This window comes from Candidatus Zymogenaceae bacterium (assembly GCA_016931225.1).
In the GTDB taxonomy this organism is placed as follows: Bacteria; Desulfobacterota; Zymogenia; order Zymogenales; family Zymogenaceae; genus JAFGFE01.
Genome location: JAFGFE010000035.1, coordinates 74,126 through 90,208, shown reverse-complemented (window position 1 = coordinate 90,208; position 16,083 = coordinate 74,126). Strand labels below are relative to the sequence as shown.

The following is a 16,083-nucleotide window of genomic DNA, read 5'->3' as shown; positions in this document are numbered from 1 at the left end:
GGGTGTGGACACGGTCTGCCTCGAGATCGGGAGCACCATCACCAAGGCGACCGCCTTCAGCGGCATCACCGATGCCAAATCGGGCCCTCCCCGCGTCCTGGGACAGGGCGTCGCCCTCACGAGCGTGGACGAGGGGGATGTGACATTCGGCGTCGATCGGGCAATGGCGAATCTCTCCGAGACCTGTCCTATCAACGCGGGGAACGTTTACATGCTGGCGGCGTCTTCCGCGGCTGGGGGGCTTAAGATGAGCGTTCACGGCCTGACGAGGGATATGACGCTGCGGGCCGCCCGGGAGGCGTCCCTGGGGGCCGGGGCGGTGGTGGTTTATACCACCGCGGGCGCCATGACCGAGTCGGACTTGGAGGAGCTTCGTGAAAAGCGTCCCAAGCTGGTGTTGTTATCGGGGGGTGTGGATTACGGCGATCGGGATATCGTCATCGCCAACGCACGGCTCCTTGCGAGGGCCCGGATCCCCGTGCCCATCATCTACGCGGGCAACGTATCGGCCCGGCGGGAGGTCTCCCGCATATTCAGTGATGCGGGAATCGAATACTTTGTGTGTGAAAACGTATATCCCAAGATCGATGAGTTGAACGTACGGCCTGTGAGAAAGCTCATCCAGGAAGTTTTCGCCCGGCACATCGTGAGCGCACCGGGGATGGACAGGATCAAGGAGATGGTGTCGGGGGACATCATGCCCACCCCCGGCGCGGTGCTGGCGGCGGCGGAGCTCCTGTACGATACACTGGGGGACCTGGTGGTCGTGGACGTGGGGGGCGCCACCACGGACATCCACTCTGTCACCGAGGGGCAGCCGAAGCACAACCGCCTGATGGCGGCGCCCGAGCCGCTGGCAAAAAGGACCGTGGAGGGGGACCTGGGAGTGTTCATCAATGCGGATAGCATTGTAGAGGAATCCGGGGGCGCCGTCGACGAGGGCGAGGTAGCGCCTCTGCCGACGGAACGGAACGAGCGCGATCGATCGATTCAGCTTACCCGGTGGGCCGTGGACCTGGCGATGTGGCGTCATGCCGGGGAGATCAGGACCGCCTTCGGCGCGTCGGGTAAAAGCGAGCTGGTGGAGGGGAGGGACCTGACGGCGGTGAGATATCTCATCGGGACCGGCGGCGCCCTGACCCGGCTGGGGGCGGGGAGAGACATCCTTTCGAACCTCCGCCGCGATCCATCAGGCAGAAAGCTCCTGCCGCCCCCGGATGTGAAGGTCTTCATCGATGATCGATACGTCATGGCGTCGGCGGGGCTTCTTGCCGCCGCCCGCCCGGAGGCGGCACAAAGCATTATGCTGGAGAGCCTTTCGATCAATTCCACGGGAGGGGGTGTTGTGGCATGACCGGACCGGCGGTGACCATAGACCTCCAAAAGGTCGAGAAAAACGCTCGAGTGATCACCGGGCTGTGCGGCGGGTACGGCATCAATGTAACCGGCGTGACCAAGGTGACCTGCGGTATGCCCCAGGTCGCCCGGGCGATGCTCCGGGGCGGGGTGATTGACATCGGTGAGTCGAGGATGGAGAATATCCGCAGGCTCAAGGTCAGCGGGATCAACGCTCCGATGATGCTGCTTCGCATACCGCCTCTGTCCGAGGTGGACGAGATCGTCACCTCGGTGGACGTCTCCCTCAATTCCGAGCTGTCGGTCATCGAGGGGCTCTCCGACGCGGCCCTCAGGCGGAGCCTGGTGCATGATATCATCTTGATGGTGGACCTGGGGGATCTCAGGGAGGGGATATGGCCCGACGACCTGGCCGACACCGCAGGCGAGGTAAAACGGATGCGGGGCGTTCGGGTCGTCGGCATCGGGACGAACCTGAGCTGTTACGGCGGTGTCATCCCCACCCGGCGAAACATGAAGGAGTTGGTCTCCCGGGCCGGGCAGGTGGAGGAGATACTGGGTTATCCCCTCTCGATCATCTCCGGGGGAAATACCAGCTCACTCCCCCTGATCGCCGAGGGGAAAATGCCCGAACGGGTCAACCACCTTCGTGTGGGGGAGGGAATCCTCCTGGGGAGGGAGACGATCCACCGCACGCCGCTCCCTTATACCAGTCAGGACGCGTTCACCCTCGACGCCGAGGTGATCGAGCTCAAGGAGAAGCCGTCCATCCCCATCGGCGAGCGGGGCGAGGACGCCTTCGGCCGGGTGCCCCTGTTCCCCGGAGAGAGACGGGGACCGGGACGCCTTGTACGCCGCCTGTTCAAAGGGGCGGGGGGGCGTGCATCGGATGGCGGACACATGATACGGGCTATCCTGAATGTGGGAAGGGAGGATGTGGATATCGAGGGGCTCTCCCCCGCCGATTCCCGTCAGGCCATCCTCGGCGCCTCCAGCGATCATCTCATCGTCGACGTCACACAATCGAGAGACGATGTGCGCCTGGGACGGCGCCTGTCGTTTCATCTGAATTACGCGGCGCTTTTGGCCGCCATGACGTCATCGTTTGTGGAGAAGAGGCCGATTATGACCGACGAAGACAGACGGGATATGCGTGGCGTGAAAATCCTCGGGGTGCCCAGCTGGGTGGGTTCTCTCGTCCCCACAGTGGAGGAGGCGCCCAAGGCCCTGAGGGACGCGGGGTTGATCGACAGGCTCACATCCCTGGGGCTTCATGTGATTGACGACGGAGACATTCCGGTGGACAGACACGTTACCGGAGACGATCAGAGCGAAAACCTCCGGGAGATCGTCCGCATTGCGGGTATGGTGGCGGAGAGGATCGAGGCCCAGGTGAAAGACCGCTACATTCCCCTCGTTCTGGGCGGCGATGACACCGCGAGCCTCGGTCTCTTCTGGGGTCTCAAAAGGGCCCTGGGCTCCTTCGGGCTGTTCTGGTTTGATGCCCATGGTGATTTCCTGGCCACGGGAAAGGCGGGCGACGAACGGCTCTGCCGCAGCGTCCTGGGCTCCGTCCTGTGCGGAACGGCAGAGAGAAACGGGGCCGAAGCGGCGAACCCGACCGGGGATCCCCTTATCGATTCGTTGATCTCGGGAGGCGTATGTACGGACGATGAAGTCCCGGCCCTGGATCCGGAAAACGTCGTGGTGCTGGGGCTCAGGGACGTGACATCGGAGGAGGCGCGGCGCATCGGGGCATCCGGGATCACGGTCATCACCATGGAGGATATCGATTCTCTCGGGATGAAGGAGGTGGTCTATCGGGGACTCAGGGCTGCGGGGGCGGGGACGAACGGCATCTACCTGAGTCTGGACATCGACGTAATAGACCCCCAGGCGGCTCCGGGGGTGATCGATCCCGCCCGGGGGGGGCTGACCTATCGGGAGACCCACCTGGCGATGGAGCTTCTGGCGGCATCGGGACTGGTGGTGGCCATGGACGTGACCGGCATCAATCCCGAGCGGGATATAGACGGGACCACGGTGTATGAGACGGTGGAATTTATACTTTCGGCCTTCGGGAAAAAGATACTGGGACGCTGATCGGAAAAAGAGATGAACGAACTGGAAGAAGCGAGGTTTTATCTGGAGCGGCTGGGGTTGACCCAGTATGAGGCGAAGGTATATCTTGCGCTGCTCGCCGAGCACCCGGCCACAGCATATACTATCTCCAGGCACTCCCGCGTCCCCCACTCCCGCGTATATGAAGTCGCCCGGAGGCTCATCGCCAAGGACCTGGTCATCCAGTCGGATACCGACCCGGAGCGGTTTTCCCCCATTCCCCCGGACGACCTGATCGATAAGCTCGTGATGGATCATGACCGGGCGGTGGAGGGTCTGAAGGATCAACTCGAACAGATATCGTTTCGGTCCGACTTCGAGCCGGTGTGGACGGTGCCGGGGAGGGATGAGGCGATCGAGAAGGCGAGGGAGATCATCGCCACCGCCACGGAAAGAATATACATCGGCATATGGGACGAGGAGATGAAGGAGCTTCTTGATGAGATTCGCGGGGCGGCCGCCAGAGGCGTGGAGATCGTTTTTCTCATCTACGGAACGATGCGTGTGGATGTGGGGAGTGTCTTTTACCACAGCGTTGATGCCATAACCGACCGGCACCAGCTGGGGAGGAGCATCGATATCGTCGTCGATTCCCGGACGGCGCTCAGCGGAAGATTGGGGAGGGACGCCCGGGATATGCCGCCCAGCGGCACGGGGGATGGGAACTCATCTTCGTGCCAGGTCGTCTGGACGAAGAACCAGGGGCTCATCAACGCCATTGAGGGATACATCATCCATGATTTTTATCTCGCCGAGATTTACCAGGCACTGGGGGACGAGATCGAGGATATTTTCGGAAAGAATATGACGGACCTGAGGCGGCGCTACAGGACCTGACATCGCCGCCGGGAACAGACTGGACGAGCGAAATGTATCGATATATGCTTTTTCAAAATTTTTTCCATTCGTTTTCATAAGGAGGCGCATGTGTCCGGTATAAAAAAGGACCTGACGTTTTTTGAGGCCACGGCGATCGTGACGGGATACGGCGTGGGCGCCGGCGTGCTGGCGGTCCCGTATCTCGCGTCACAAAGCGGCGTCGTCCCGTTTCTGATCATCCTGGTGGTCGGCTACGGTATCAGTCTGCTCTTACACCTGATGATCGTCGAGATGATGATGAGAGACGACGAGACGACCCAGCTTGTGGAGCTTCTGGGGAAATACCTCTTCGTCGGTAAAATCGGGAAGGTATTTCTCTGGATATTCTTCATCCTCATCACCCTGGCGTTCATCGGCACCCTGACGATCTATATCGTCGGCAGCGGGGAGATTCTCAATGATCTTCTAGGCCTTCCGATGTGGGTGGGTGAGCTGATCATCTACGTGGTGGCCGCCGGTGTGGTGTTTTTCGGCCTCAAGGCCGTGGGCATCAGCGAGAAATTCGCCATCATCGCCATTGCCCTGGTGGTGCTGGCGCTGTCGGTATTGTCCCTTCGTCTTCCGGACTTTTCCCTTGATATCGCTTTCATGGGAGGCGTGAAGAAAACGATGGCCCTCTTTGGGGTGATGATGTTCAGCTTCTGGTCCTTTTTCTCGGTCCCCCAGGCGGTGGAGGGATTGCAGTGGAACAAGCGCCTGGCGCCCTGGGCGGTGATCTGCGGCATCGGCATTACCCTTGTCTTTATACTCATCATTACGCTGATGGCGATGGGCGCATCAAGCGACGTCACCAAAATCGTCATCCTCGGGTGGGGCGAGGCCATCGGGGACTGGGCGAAGATATTCGGGTCGCTCTTTATCCTGTTGGCCATGCTCACCAGCTTCTGGTCTGTGTCCTTGGCTCTTGCGGTGGTGCTGGCCGAGCGGCTCAACTGGGGCGACCGCCTTTCCTGGGTTGTGGCCACGGTGCCGTCGCTTATCGTGGCGTTTATCGGCTTTACCGATTTTCTCGGGTTTCTCCAGATTACCGGCGGCATCATCGCGATTCTCGCCGCCATCCTGATGGTCCCCGCCTATCTGTCGGTCAAGAAAAAGGGGAGAAACAAGAATCCGGAATGGACGATGGGGCTATTCGGCGGCTGGGTATTTCTGGCGCTGGTTATTATCGGATACGTGATGACGGCGGTGGCAAATGTCATCGCCATGGAATAGACTGCATCGCCCCGCCCGTTCAGCCGTGCTGGATTGGCGGGGTGAAAGATTGAGCAATAACGAGGTGTGAGATGGCAAAAAAGATACTCATCCTGGGGGCTGCGGGGCGTGACTTCCACAATTTCAACGTCCGCTATCGCGACAACGACGAATATCGGGTGGTCGGCTTCACCGCAACCCAGATACCGAACATCGAGGGGCGCAACTACCCGGCCGAGCTTGCCGGGAAGCTCTATCCCGACGGCATTCCGGTATGGCCCGAGACTGAACTGGAAGAGATAATCAAAAAGCATGACGTCGATATGGCGGTGCTCTCCTACAGTGACATCCCCCATACCCAGGTGATGCATCTGGCGTCCCGGGTGGTGGCCAACGGGGCCGATTTCGTGCTGCTGGACGCGTTATCCACCATGATCCCATCGAAGAAGGACGTGGTGGCGGTGACGGCGGTGCGCACCGGATGCGGCAAGAGCCAGACGACCCGGAAGATCTGCGATATCCTCAAAAATATGGGGAAGAAGGTCGTGGCGGTGCGCCATCCCATGCCCTACGGCGACCTGACGAAACAGATCGTCCAGCGATTCGCCGAGTACGACGATTTTGCCCGGTTCGGCGTGACCATCGAGGAGCGGGAGGAATATGAGCCGCTGGTCGAACAAGGGATGGTGGTCTATGCCGGGGTCGATTACGCCCGGATACTGGCCGAGGCCGAAAAAGAGGCGGACGTGATCGTCTGGGACGGCGGAAACAACGATACATCCTTCTATCGACCGAAGCTTTCCGTCGTCGTCTTCGATCCGCACCGGGCGGGGCACGAGCTGCTGTACCACCCCGGGGAGACGAACCTGCGTCTCGCCGACGTGGCGGTCATCAACAAGGTGGACACGGCAGACAAAGACGGGATCGAGACGGTCAGAAAGAACATCGCATCGGTCAATCCGAAGGCGGTTATCATCACCGCCGCCTCTCCCGTCACGGTGGATGATCCAACAGAGCTGTCCGGCAAGCGCGTCCTGGTGGTGGAGGACGGCCCCACGATCACTCACGGAGAGATGACATTCGGCGCGGGCGCCATCGCTGCGGAAAAATACGGGGTTTCGTCCATGGTCGATCCCCGCCCCTTCGCGGTCGGATCCATCAAGAAGACGTTCGAGAAATACCCGCACATAGGCTCGGTACTGCCTGCGATGGGCTACGGAAAGGAGCAGGTGCACGATCTGGAGACCACCATCAACGCCGCCGATGTGGATGTGGTGGCCTTCGCCACGCCGGTGGATTTGACGAAGATCGTCGCCATCAAAAAGCCGACGGTGCGGGTGCGCTACGGCTACGGCGATGCCGGGGAGCCCACAATGGAAGAAATTATCACAAGGACCTTCGGCTAACATTATAGTGGTAGGCCGGGGCGAATGGGGCGCCGGCAGTGCCGGCCAGGCAGGGCCTGGGGCCATTATAGCGGTGGAGTGTAACAGAAGCGGTGGGACGTGACGTTGGGGATAAAGAAGACCAGCGGGGCGTTGAGTGACGGGTGGGGCGAAGAAAAGATACGGTGGATGTGTGAGGGTTGAAGGTACAAACAATGTTTTTTCCAGCTCCTCAGTGACACTCCACCACTATCAAGGGGGCCGACCCTGTCGATCCGGCAGTGCCGGCGGACAAGATAGTGGTGGGCTGGTGCGAATGGAGTGGGGAAGAAACGTAAGTTGGTGTGAGGTAATAGGGGAAAATAATACTGTATTTTCCCGCCCTTTAGTTTCACGCCACCACTATAACAGCGGCCGGTCTTGCCGGTCCGACCCTGTCGGCTGAGGAGGTGAGTATGGTGTCGTATAGGGAGAAGCGGCGGGCGGTCATTGCCCTGGGGGGCAATGCCATCATCCGCGCGAACGAGCAGGGCACCATCGCGGACCAGTTCAGAAACACCAGAATGTCTCTGACCGGGGTGGTCGACATGATACGGGACGGATGGGATACGCTCATTACCCACGGAAACGGGCCCCAGGTCGGCAACCGGCTCGTCTCCAACGAAATGGCGCATCAAATGGTCCCCGACATCCCTCTGGGGGTGCTCTGCGGCGATACCGAGGGAGCGATGGGGTACATGATACAACAGAGCCTCTACAACAAGCTGATCTATCACTCCATTCGATGCCCCGTGGTCACCGTCATCACCCAGACGGTGGTGGATGCTCACGATATGTCCCGGAACAATCCGACAAAGCCCATCGGCCTTTTCTTTTCAGAGGAAGAGGCCGGGCGGATAATGAAAGAGCGGGGATGGACGTTCATGGAAGACGCCGGCCGCGGCTATCGTCAGGTCGTGCCGTCTCCCTATCCGCTTCAGATCATCGAGATCGATGTGATCAGGCGCCTGCTTGACAGCGGCGTCGTTGTGGTCGCCGTGGGCGGCGGAGGCGTTCCGGTGGTCAGGCTCCCCGACGGGACGCTGGACGGCATCGACGGCATCATCGACAAGGACCTTGCTTCGAGCCTCGCGGCGAGGGAGCTTTCCGCATCCCGGTTCGTCATGGTGACCGGCGTCGATAACGTCTACGTGAATTTCAGAAAGCCGAATCGGAAACCACTGGGGAGGGTCGGCCTGGGGGATCTCATGCGATACCGGGATGCGGGTGAATTTCCAATAGGCAGCATGGGACCGAAGATTCGGGCGGCGATAGAGTTTCTGGAGGCCCGCCCGGACGGGGAGGTCATCATCACCTCACCGGAAAAGCTGTATGCCGCCCTTGAGGGATGGGGAGGGACAGTCATATACAATGACGACGGGTGATATCATCAAGGCGTGCAACATGAGTATAGACGAGGCGTGCGACGAACTGGATAAGATGGGGAGGTAAACCGGACAGATAGCGGTTCCGTCGTGTCATCATGGAATATCCTGGAAAGGCCGGGTAACACCCGGCCTTTTTTATTTCGGATATGAATTGATCGGTTTATAGAAATGTGGTAAGAGAAGAGGTGTGATAATTTAATTAGTAACTTTATTATGGAGCGGTGACATGAAACGGTTGGTAATCGGATTGGTAGTGGCGGTCCTCGTATGCGTGGCGGCGTCGGCTGTCGCACAGACGGCGGAGGAGTGGTTCGACAGGGGATATAATTACGGGGAAAAGGGCAATTATGAAAATGCGATCGAGTGTTACACGAATGTCATCAAGCTGGACCCGGGGTATACGTTGGCCTACAACAACCGGGGGTGGAATTATGATAAATTGGGCCGCTATGAAGAAGCCATCGCGGACTACACGAAGGCCATCGAGCTGGACCCGGGGTATGCGTTGGCCTACAACAACCGAGGGTGTGTCTATAATGAGTTAAGCCGCTATGATGAGGCCTTAACGGACTATACCAAGGCCATCGAGCTGGACCCAGAGGATATGGATGCCTACAACAACAGGGGGTTGGCCTATGATGAGTTATGCCGCTATGAAGAGGCCATCGCGGACTACACGAAGGCCATCGAGCTGGACTCGGGGTATGTGTATTCCTACTACAATCGGGGGAATTCCTATAGCGATCTCGGAAGCTACGACGAGGCCATCGCGGACTACACGAAGGCCATCAAGCTGGACAAGAGGTATGCATTGGCCTACAACAACCGAGGGTGGGTCTATAATGAGTTAGGCCGCTACGACGAGGCTATATCGGACCATACGAAGGCCATCAAGCTGGATCCTAGGTATGTGTATGCCTACAACAACCGGGGGAATTCCTATAGAGATATCGGAAGATACGACGAAGCCATCTCGGACTACACGAAGGCCATCGAGCTAGACCCGGGGTATGAGTTGGCCTACAAAAACCGGGGGTGGGTCTATGATGAGTTGGGCCGCTACAACGAGGCCATTTCGGACTACACGAAGGCTATCGAGCTGGACCCGGGGTATGTGTATGCCTACAACAACCGAGGGCGGGCCTATAATAAGTTATGCCGCTACGATGAGGCCATTGCGGACTACAACAGGGCCATCGAGTTGGACCCGATGTATGCGTTGGCCTACAACAACCGGGGGAATTCCTATAGCTATCTCGGAAGCTACGACGAGGCCATCGCGGACTACACGAAGGCCATAGAGCTGGACTCACATTATGCTTCACCTTACAACAACCGGGGGTGGGCCTACTACATGATGGGCGATAACACCCGTGCCCTGGAGGACGTCAGCATCGCCCTGAATCTGGACCCGGATGATGCGGAAACCCTCGACACCCGGGCGAACGTCTACCGTGAGCTGGAGAGGTATGACGAGGCGATGGCGGATATTGAGCGATGTTTTAAAATATTACCAGGGGATGCATGGTGGAACTACACACGAGGTCTGATCTATCGTGACATGGGGGAGATAGAAAAAGCCAGAGTCGATCTCACAACGGCATGCGAAGAGGGAATTGACGAGGCGTGCGATGCCCTGAAAGGGATGGGGAAGAAGGGGAGATAAAGTCGGGCGTCCGTTTCCGCACGGTCGTCTGCATGATTTGATAGAAAACCAAGAGGCCGGGGACCCCCCGGCCTTTTTTTGGCGTTGTATGAGTGGTGTGAGTGTGGTAAAATGAGGCCAATGTGCTGAGCATAAATGTAAATATATCGATTCACGTATCAAAATATTTCACCGCAGACTGAACCAGCGTCGTCGTTTTTGATTCAACCAACAAATATATCTCGTTTCAAACACTTTGTATATTGATCCCATTTTCGATTATAAGGAGTCATTCATATGGCAGACCTCGACGTGAAGCTCCCGGTGGGGCGTCTCATCTTCGGATACGTGATCCTGATTGTGCTTTTGGCCCTGGTGACCGTGGCGACCCACGTGGTTCCCGCCGGCATGTATGACCGGATAGAACGGGTCGACGAAGATACCGGCGCGACAATGGAGGTGATCGTTCCCGATTCCTTTGAGAAGACCGACCAGAATCCCCAGGGCGTTCTCGACGCCGTCTATTCCCCGATCAAGTCCCTCTACTACAAGGGGCCCATCGGCGCGATCCTGGTGGTGTTCATCACGTTCATCGGCGGGTCGTTCATGGCCATGCGCCGTACCGGTGCCCTCGACGCGGGAGTGCTCCATTTCATCAGGAGGTTCGAGGGGAAGGAACATTTGGTCATACCGATCATGATGATCTTTTTCTCGCTGTTCGGATCGCTCTTCGGCATCATGGAGGAGCTGGTGCCGTTCATCATCATCATGGTGCCGATGGCCATCGCCATGGGATACGATTCCATCGTGGGCCTGATGATGATATTCGGGGCCTGCGCCGTCGGCTTTACCGCCGCAATGACCAATCCCTTCACCCTGGGTGTGGCCCAGAGCATCGCCGAGCTTCCCCTCTTTTCGGGGCTGTTGTTTCGTCTGGTCGTCTGGGCGGTGATGATCGGTGTGGCCATCGCCTATACGTCCTGGTACGCACACAGGATAAAGCTTGATCCGCAAAAGAGCATCGTGAGGGATTTCGACGCCGATTTCAGAGAGGATTTCAAGGCCATCGAGAAAGAGCACGCCGAGTTCACCCGGGCCCACCGGCGGGTGGTGTGGACGATCGGCATCCTCGTGGGGGTGCTCCTTCTCATCATCATCGGCGGCCAGTTTGTGATACCCGGACTCATCGGGGATATCAGCTTCCCCCTGGTGTTTCTGATCTTTCTCATTATGGGTATCCTCTCAGGCCTTTTGGGGGGGCTGGGCGGCATGGGCACCCTCAAGGCGTTCGGAAAGGGGATTCTCACCTTTCTTCCGGCGAGCCTCCTGATCCTTCTGGCCCGCTCCATCTATGTGGTGGCGGACGAGGGCCTGATCATGGATACGGTCCTTTACACCCTCTCCGGATTCGTGGGGAATTTCGGCACGGTGGCGGCGTCCTGGGCGATGCTCTTGGTGCAGACGGTCATCAACTTCTTCATCCCCTCGGGATCGGCCCAGGCGATGGTGTCCATACCGGTGATGGTGCCGTTGGGCGAGCTCTTGAACATCACCCGGCAGACGTCGGTGCTTGCCTTCCAGATGGGCGACGGCTTTTCGAATATATTCTGGCCCACAAATCCGATGCTCATCGTGGCCATCTCGCTTGCCGGCGTGTCGTGGACGAAGTGGGCGCGGTTCATCCTGCCGCTGCAGGTTATTCTGATGCTTATCGGCTGTGCGGTGCTTTCGGTCGCGGTGCTGATCGAGTGGGGGCCGTTCTGATCGCTTGGGAAACGTCATCCGGGCGGGATCGGTGCCCGGGTCAAGACAATGTGAAACCGTCCCACCTTTTCGGCGGTATGTTTCAGAGTATATTTTCCGGGACGGTGAGGTGCGGCGGAGGGTGCGTTTTCATACCGATTTGTGTATGATATGCTTCTAAGGTGCCTGGACCGGCGGGTCGGAATCCGCCGAGGCGGCGTCCCATACGTCGACGGCTCGTACCGCCGACATCGTACTATTCAGGGGCTTCGGCGGCATCGGAGGATTGAGCGGATACATAGACAGGGGGAGCTTTTTTCTACATGGATGTACGACTTGACGGAAAGATCATGCTGGTCACCGGGGCGTCCCTGGGCATCGGGAGGGCCATCGCGTCGTTGGCGGCGGAGTCCGGGGCGCGGGTGGCGGCGAACTACTATAACAGCGCCGAAGAGGCGAAGGGCCTGGTTGATGAGGTGGAAGGGAAGGGGGGGGAGTGCGTCGCCGTACGGGCGGATGTTTCCCGGGAGGAAGACGTGATCCGGATGTTCGGGGAGGTGAAGGACCGCTACGGCGATTTTCCCGAAATTCTCGTCAACAACGCAGGCTCCATGATCAAACGGTCGCCCATCTCCGAGATGGATGTGTCAACCTGGGATCGGGTCATGGAGGTGAACCTTCGCTCGGTGTTTCTGTGCAGCCGTGAGGCCTTCAAATCCATGATACCGAAGCGTAACGGTGTGATCATCAATATCTCCTCCATCGCCGCATATACCGGCGGGGGTCCCGGCTCCGGCGCATACGCCGCCGCCAAGGGCGCCATGAATACTATGACCGTCGGCATGGCGAAGGAAGTCGCGGGTCACAATATCCGCGTCGTCGGTGTGGGGCCGGGGGTGATCGACACGCCCTTCCATGAGAAGTTCACGACACAGGCGCGCAGGGAGAAATTCGAAGGCATGATTCCCCTGGGCAGGGTGGGCGTGCCCGAGGACGTCGCCCCGCTGGTGATCCTCCTGGCGTCCGATTACGCGTCTTTCGCCACCGGCCACTGTTTCTACGTCTCCGGCGGCATGTAGGTCGACCAGGCAGGGCCTGGAGCCGTTATGGTGGTGGATTGATGCAAGCGGGGCGAAGAGGAAAAGGCGGGGATAAGGAGGATACCAGAGAGGTATGAGGGGTGTTGTGTCACCAATATAACAACACAGAGTCGACCCGCCCCTTAAGTTAGAAACATCGTTTTCATACATGATTTTGATACCTCGAAAGATGCTGTTATGACCAAGACATTCGTTTCCGACCTCACGTCGGGCCAGCCGGTGGACGGGATATTCCTGGTGCGGGAGAAGGCCATCGCCACCACCCGCGACGGCCGGCCGTATCTCAATGTAAACCTCATCGATCGCACCGGGAAGGTGGGGGCCAAGCTGTGGGAAAAACGCGACGATCCGGGATGCGTACAGAGGATATACGCGTCGTTTCAAAAGAACGATTTCGTCAGGGCGGTCGGGCGGGCCGATCTGTACAAGGAGACCATGCAGCTTATTCTGGACGATATCATCAAGGCCGATACGTCCACCGTCGATATTTCCGACTTTCTCCCGTCGGCGGATATCGATCCCGAGAAGGTCGCCCGGGAGCTGAAAAAAACCGCAGATACCGTCATAGATCCATATATCAAGAAACTCCTGGACGCGTTTTTCAAAGACAAAAAATTCATGGAACGGTTCAAGCGGGCGCCGGCTGCGAAGAAGCTGCACCAGGCCTATCTCGGCGGGCTGATCGAACACACCGCGCTCCTGGTGAACATGGCGGTTGCCGTGGCTGATTTTTATCCCCACGTGAACAGGGACCTGTTGATCGCGGGGGCCTTTCTCCACGATATCGGGAAGGTTGAGGAGCTTGAATATAATCGGGTGTTCGACTACACCGATCGGGGGCGGTTCATGGGGCATTTGGTGATCGGCGCCCGGATGGTGAGTGAAAAAATCGACTCCGTCGGGAACTTCCCAAAGGAGACCGGTGATCTCATCCTTCATTTGATACTCTCCCATCACGGGGAGCTGCAGTACGGCTCGCCGGTGGTGCCCGTAATACCCGAGGCGGTGATGCTGCATCACCTTGACCATATGGACGCGACAGTGTGGGGATTTCTGGGGGAGACGGAGCGATCCAGTGAGGTGGAGGGCAACTGGTCGAAATTCTCCAACGTCTACCAGCGGTATATTTTTACGGGCGATCGCTTTTTCGGACACCAGGACGAGGGATCGAGCCGTTCCCGAAAGGGCACACCGGGAAAACAAACGGGAAGCCTCTCTCTCTTCGACGACGAAGAGGAAGACGAATAGCCGGATTCGGTCTCGTCAATGATAACGTTTTCTTGAAAATAGGTTGGATGCTTACGGGTTCGTGAGGGCCAGCGCCCGCTCCAGCCGCCGGCGAACGAGGTCATCTCCGATGAATTCGGCGATTCTATCCAGTTCCGGGCCGGAGACCATCCCGGTGAGGGCCGCACGAACCGGTCCGTAGAGGCGTTTCCCCTTTACTCCCAGATCCGCGCCTGCGGCCTTCAGAACGTCCCCTAGGGCTGTGTTGTCGTCCCCCGATCTCTCCGAAAGCTCACGAGCGACCCGTTCGATGACGGAGCGCGCCTCGGTATCACCGAGCAGCTTCCTCGCATCATCGGTGATCTCCGGAAACTCACGAAAGAATATCGGCTCATAACCTTTTGCGTCCTTCAGGGTCGTGAGGTTGTCCCGAATGACGGCGGCGAAACGCGAAAGCGTATCGGGTGACGCGCCGCCCGATTCCACCAGAAACGGTGCAATGCGACCGGCCAGATCTTCAGGAGACATCGAGTGGATATGTCGGGCGGTCAGCGACATAATGCGGTCCTCATCGATCTTCACACCGCTTTTCCCGAGACCCTCGAATGAGAAAGCCCCGGCAAGCTCCGAGAGGGATGCGGGATCCATACCTGTGAGATTCGAGGAGCCAATGGCCGCAAGATAGGTACAGACCGCCTCGGGCGTCACACCCCTGTTTCGAAGATCGCCTATCCGCATCGTCCCCTCCCGCTTGGCGAGCTTCTCCCCCGTCGGGGAGAGAAGCAGCGGATGGTGGGCGAATGAGGGAATATCCGCGCCGAGGGCGCGGTAGATAAGCACCTGTCGGGGTGTGTTTGGAAGGTGATCCTCCCCCCTGATGATATGGGTGATCTTCATGAGATGGTCGTCGACGGCGGCGGAGAAATTGTAGACCGCGGATTTATCCTGCCTGATGATGATAAAGTCCCCAAGGGTGTCGGTTCGAAAGACGATCTCTCCGTGGATGAGATCGTTGATGACGATATCATCCCCACAGACCCGAAACCTGAGCGTATGGGGGAGGTGGGCTTTGGCCTCGGACTCTTCCGGCGAGAGCCCCCGGCAGGTCCCGGGATATCGGGGCGGGAGGCCCGCATCCAACGCCTCCTTTCGTCCTGCGGCGAGCTCCTCGTCGGTGCAAAAACACCGATAGGCGATCCCCGATTTGAGGAATCCCTCGGCGTATTCCCGATACAGCGCGTGCCGCTCGCTCTGGCGATACGGCCCGAAGTCCCCTCCGATGTCCGGACCCTCATCAACGATGATCCCCAGCCAGTCGAGATCATCTACGATGCGGCTTTCGGAGTCGGGGACGAAACGCTCTGTGTCGGTATCCTCGATTCTCAGGATGAAGCGTCCATTATGCGCCCGGGCATACAAGGCGTTGAGAACCGCCGTGCGGGCGTTTCCCAGATGCATTGAGCCGGTGGGGCTTGGGGCGAAGCGAACCCGAACGCTCATCGGTCGCCCCCCGTCAGCGTCGCCACCGCCCACGAGGCGATCCCCTTTCCCTTCCCTTCAAACCCGAGTTTTTCCGTGGTGGTCGCTTTGACGTTTACGGCATCGACGGCGACATCCAAAGCCCGGGCGATGTTTTCCTCCATGTGCGGGATGTATTCGAAGAGCTTCGGGCGCTGGGCGATGATGACGGCGTCGATGTGGGTGATCATGAAACCTCTGTCCGCGACCTTTCGCCACGCCGAGGCAAGGAGCTTCAGGCTGTCCGCGTCTTTATAGGCGGGGTCGGAATCGGGGAAAAGACGTCCGATGTCCCCCATGCCGCCGGCGCCCAGGAGGGCGTCCGTGACGGCGTGGGCCAGCACGTCCGCGTCGGAATGGCCCAGAAGGCCCTTGGGATAAGGCACGGTTACGCCTCCCAGAATCAGTTTTCGTCCCCGAACCAGGCGGTGGACGTCATATCCAATGCCGGTGACAATCATATCGGTCCATATAAAAAAAGGGCCCGAAGC

12 protein-coding genes are annotated in these 16,083 nt (G+C 58.8%); 10 read left to right on the top strand and 2 right to left on the bottom strand.

All coding sequences use genetic code 11. The features are described from left to right. The first annotated feature begins 4 nt into the window (after positions 1–4). The 10 genes from JW885_13675 to JW885_13630 all read left to right on the top strand — a co-directional run bounded on the left by JW885_13675 (position 5) and on the right by JW885_13630 (position 14,095). A complete protein-coding gene (locus JW885_13675; GenBank protein MBN1883211.1) occupies positions 5–1,354 on the top strand; it encodes a glutamate mutase L in 1,350 nt (449 codons plus the stop codon). After that, on the top strand, positions 1,351–3,459 hold the full coding sequence (locus JW885_13670; protein MBN1883210.1) for an arginase family protein: 2,109 nt from the start codon (positions 1,351–1,353) through the stop codon (positions 3,457–3,459). Before JW885_13675 ends, JW885_13670 begins: the two co-directional genes overlap by 4 nt. Before the next feature lie 12 nt (positions 3,460–3,471). Beyond that, positions 3,472–4,314 carry a TrmB family transcriptional regulator gene (locus tag JW885_13665; GenBank protein ID MBN1883209.1) on the top strand — a complete coding sequence of 281 codons (843 nt, stop codon included), beginning with the start codon at positions 3,472–3,474 and terminating at the stop codon, positions 4,312–4,314. A gap of 90 nt (positions 4,315–4,404) precedes the next feature. Next, a complete protein-coding gene (locus JW885_13660; GenBank protein MBN1883208.1) occupies positions 4,405–5,568 on the top strand; it encodes a hypothetical protein in 1,164 nt (387 codons plus the stop codon). A gap of 71 nt (positions 5,569–5,639) precedes the next feature. Continuing rightward, entirely contained in the window at positions 5,640–6,953 is a 1,314-nt protein-coding gene (locus tag JW885_13655; GenBank protein MBN1883207.1) for a GTPase, read from the top strand. A 434-nt stretch (positions 6,954–7,387) separates the two neighbouring features. Beyond that, positions 7,388–8,356 carry a carbamate kinase gene (locus tag JW885_13650; protein ID MBN1883206.1) on the top strand — a complete coding sequence of 323 codons (969 nt, stop codon included), beginning with the start codon at positions 7,388–7,390 and terminating at the stop codon, positions 8,354–8,356. 229 nt (positions 8,357–8,585) lie between these two features. Continuing rightward, positions 8,586–10,025, top strand: coding sequence for a tetratricopeptide repeat protein (locus JW885_13645; GenBank protein MBN1883205.1), 1,440 nt, complete (start codon positions 8,586–8,588; stop codon positions 10,023–10,025). Between the two features lie 276 nt (positions 10,026–10,301). Further along, entirely contained in the window at positions 10,302–11,768 is a 1,467-nt protein-coding gene (locus JW885_13640) for a YfcC family protein (protein ID MBN1883204.1), read from the top strand. Positions 11,769–12,070: 302 nt separating this feature from the next. Beyond that, complete coding sequence (locus JW885_13635) at positions 12,071–12,826, top strand: glucose 1-dehydrogenase (GenBank protein MBN1883203.1); 756 nt, start codon at positions 12,071–12,073, stop codon at positions 12,824–12,826. A gap of 198 nt (positions 12,827–13,024) precedes the next feature. Further along, a complete protein-coding gene (locus tag JW885_13630) occupies positions 13,025–14,095 on the top strand; it encodes an HD domain-containing protein (protein MBN1883202.1) in 1,071 nt (356 codons plus the stop codon). 51 nt (positions 14,096–14,146) lie between these two features. Here JW885_13630 and JW885_13625 read toward each other — a convergent pair whose 3' ends face one another. Both JW885_13625 and JW885_13620 read right to left on the bottom strand, forming a co-directional pair. Further along, positions 14,147–15,574, bottom strand: a complete 1,428-nt coding sequence (locus tag JW885_13625; protein ID MBN1883201.1) for a glutamate--tRNA ligase — start codon at positions 15,572–15,574, stop codon at positions 14,147–14,149. After that, the gene (locus JW885_13620) at positions 15,571–16,053 is read right to left on the bottom strand and encodes a 2-C-methyl-D-erythritol 2,4-cyclodiphosphate synthase (GenBank protein MBN1883200.1); all 483 of its coding nucleotides are present in this window, start codon (positions 16,051–16,053) and stop codon (positions 15,571–15,573) included. The genes JW885_13625 and JW885_13620 overlap by 4 nt, the downstream gene beginning before the upstream one ends. Positions 16,054–16,083: the final 30 nt, after the last annotated feature.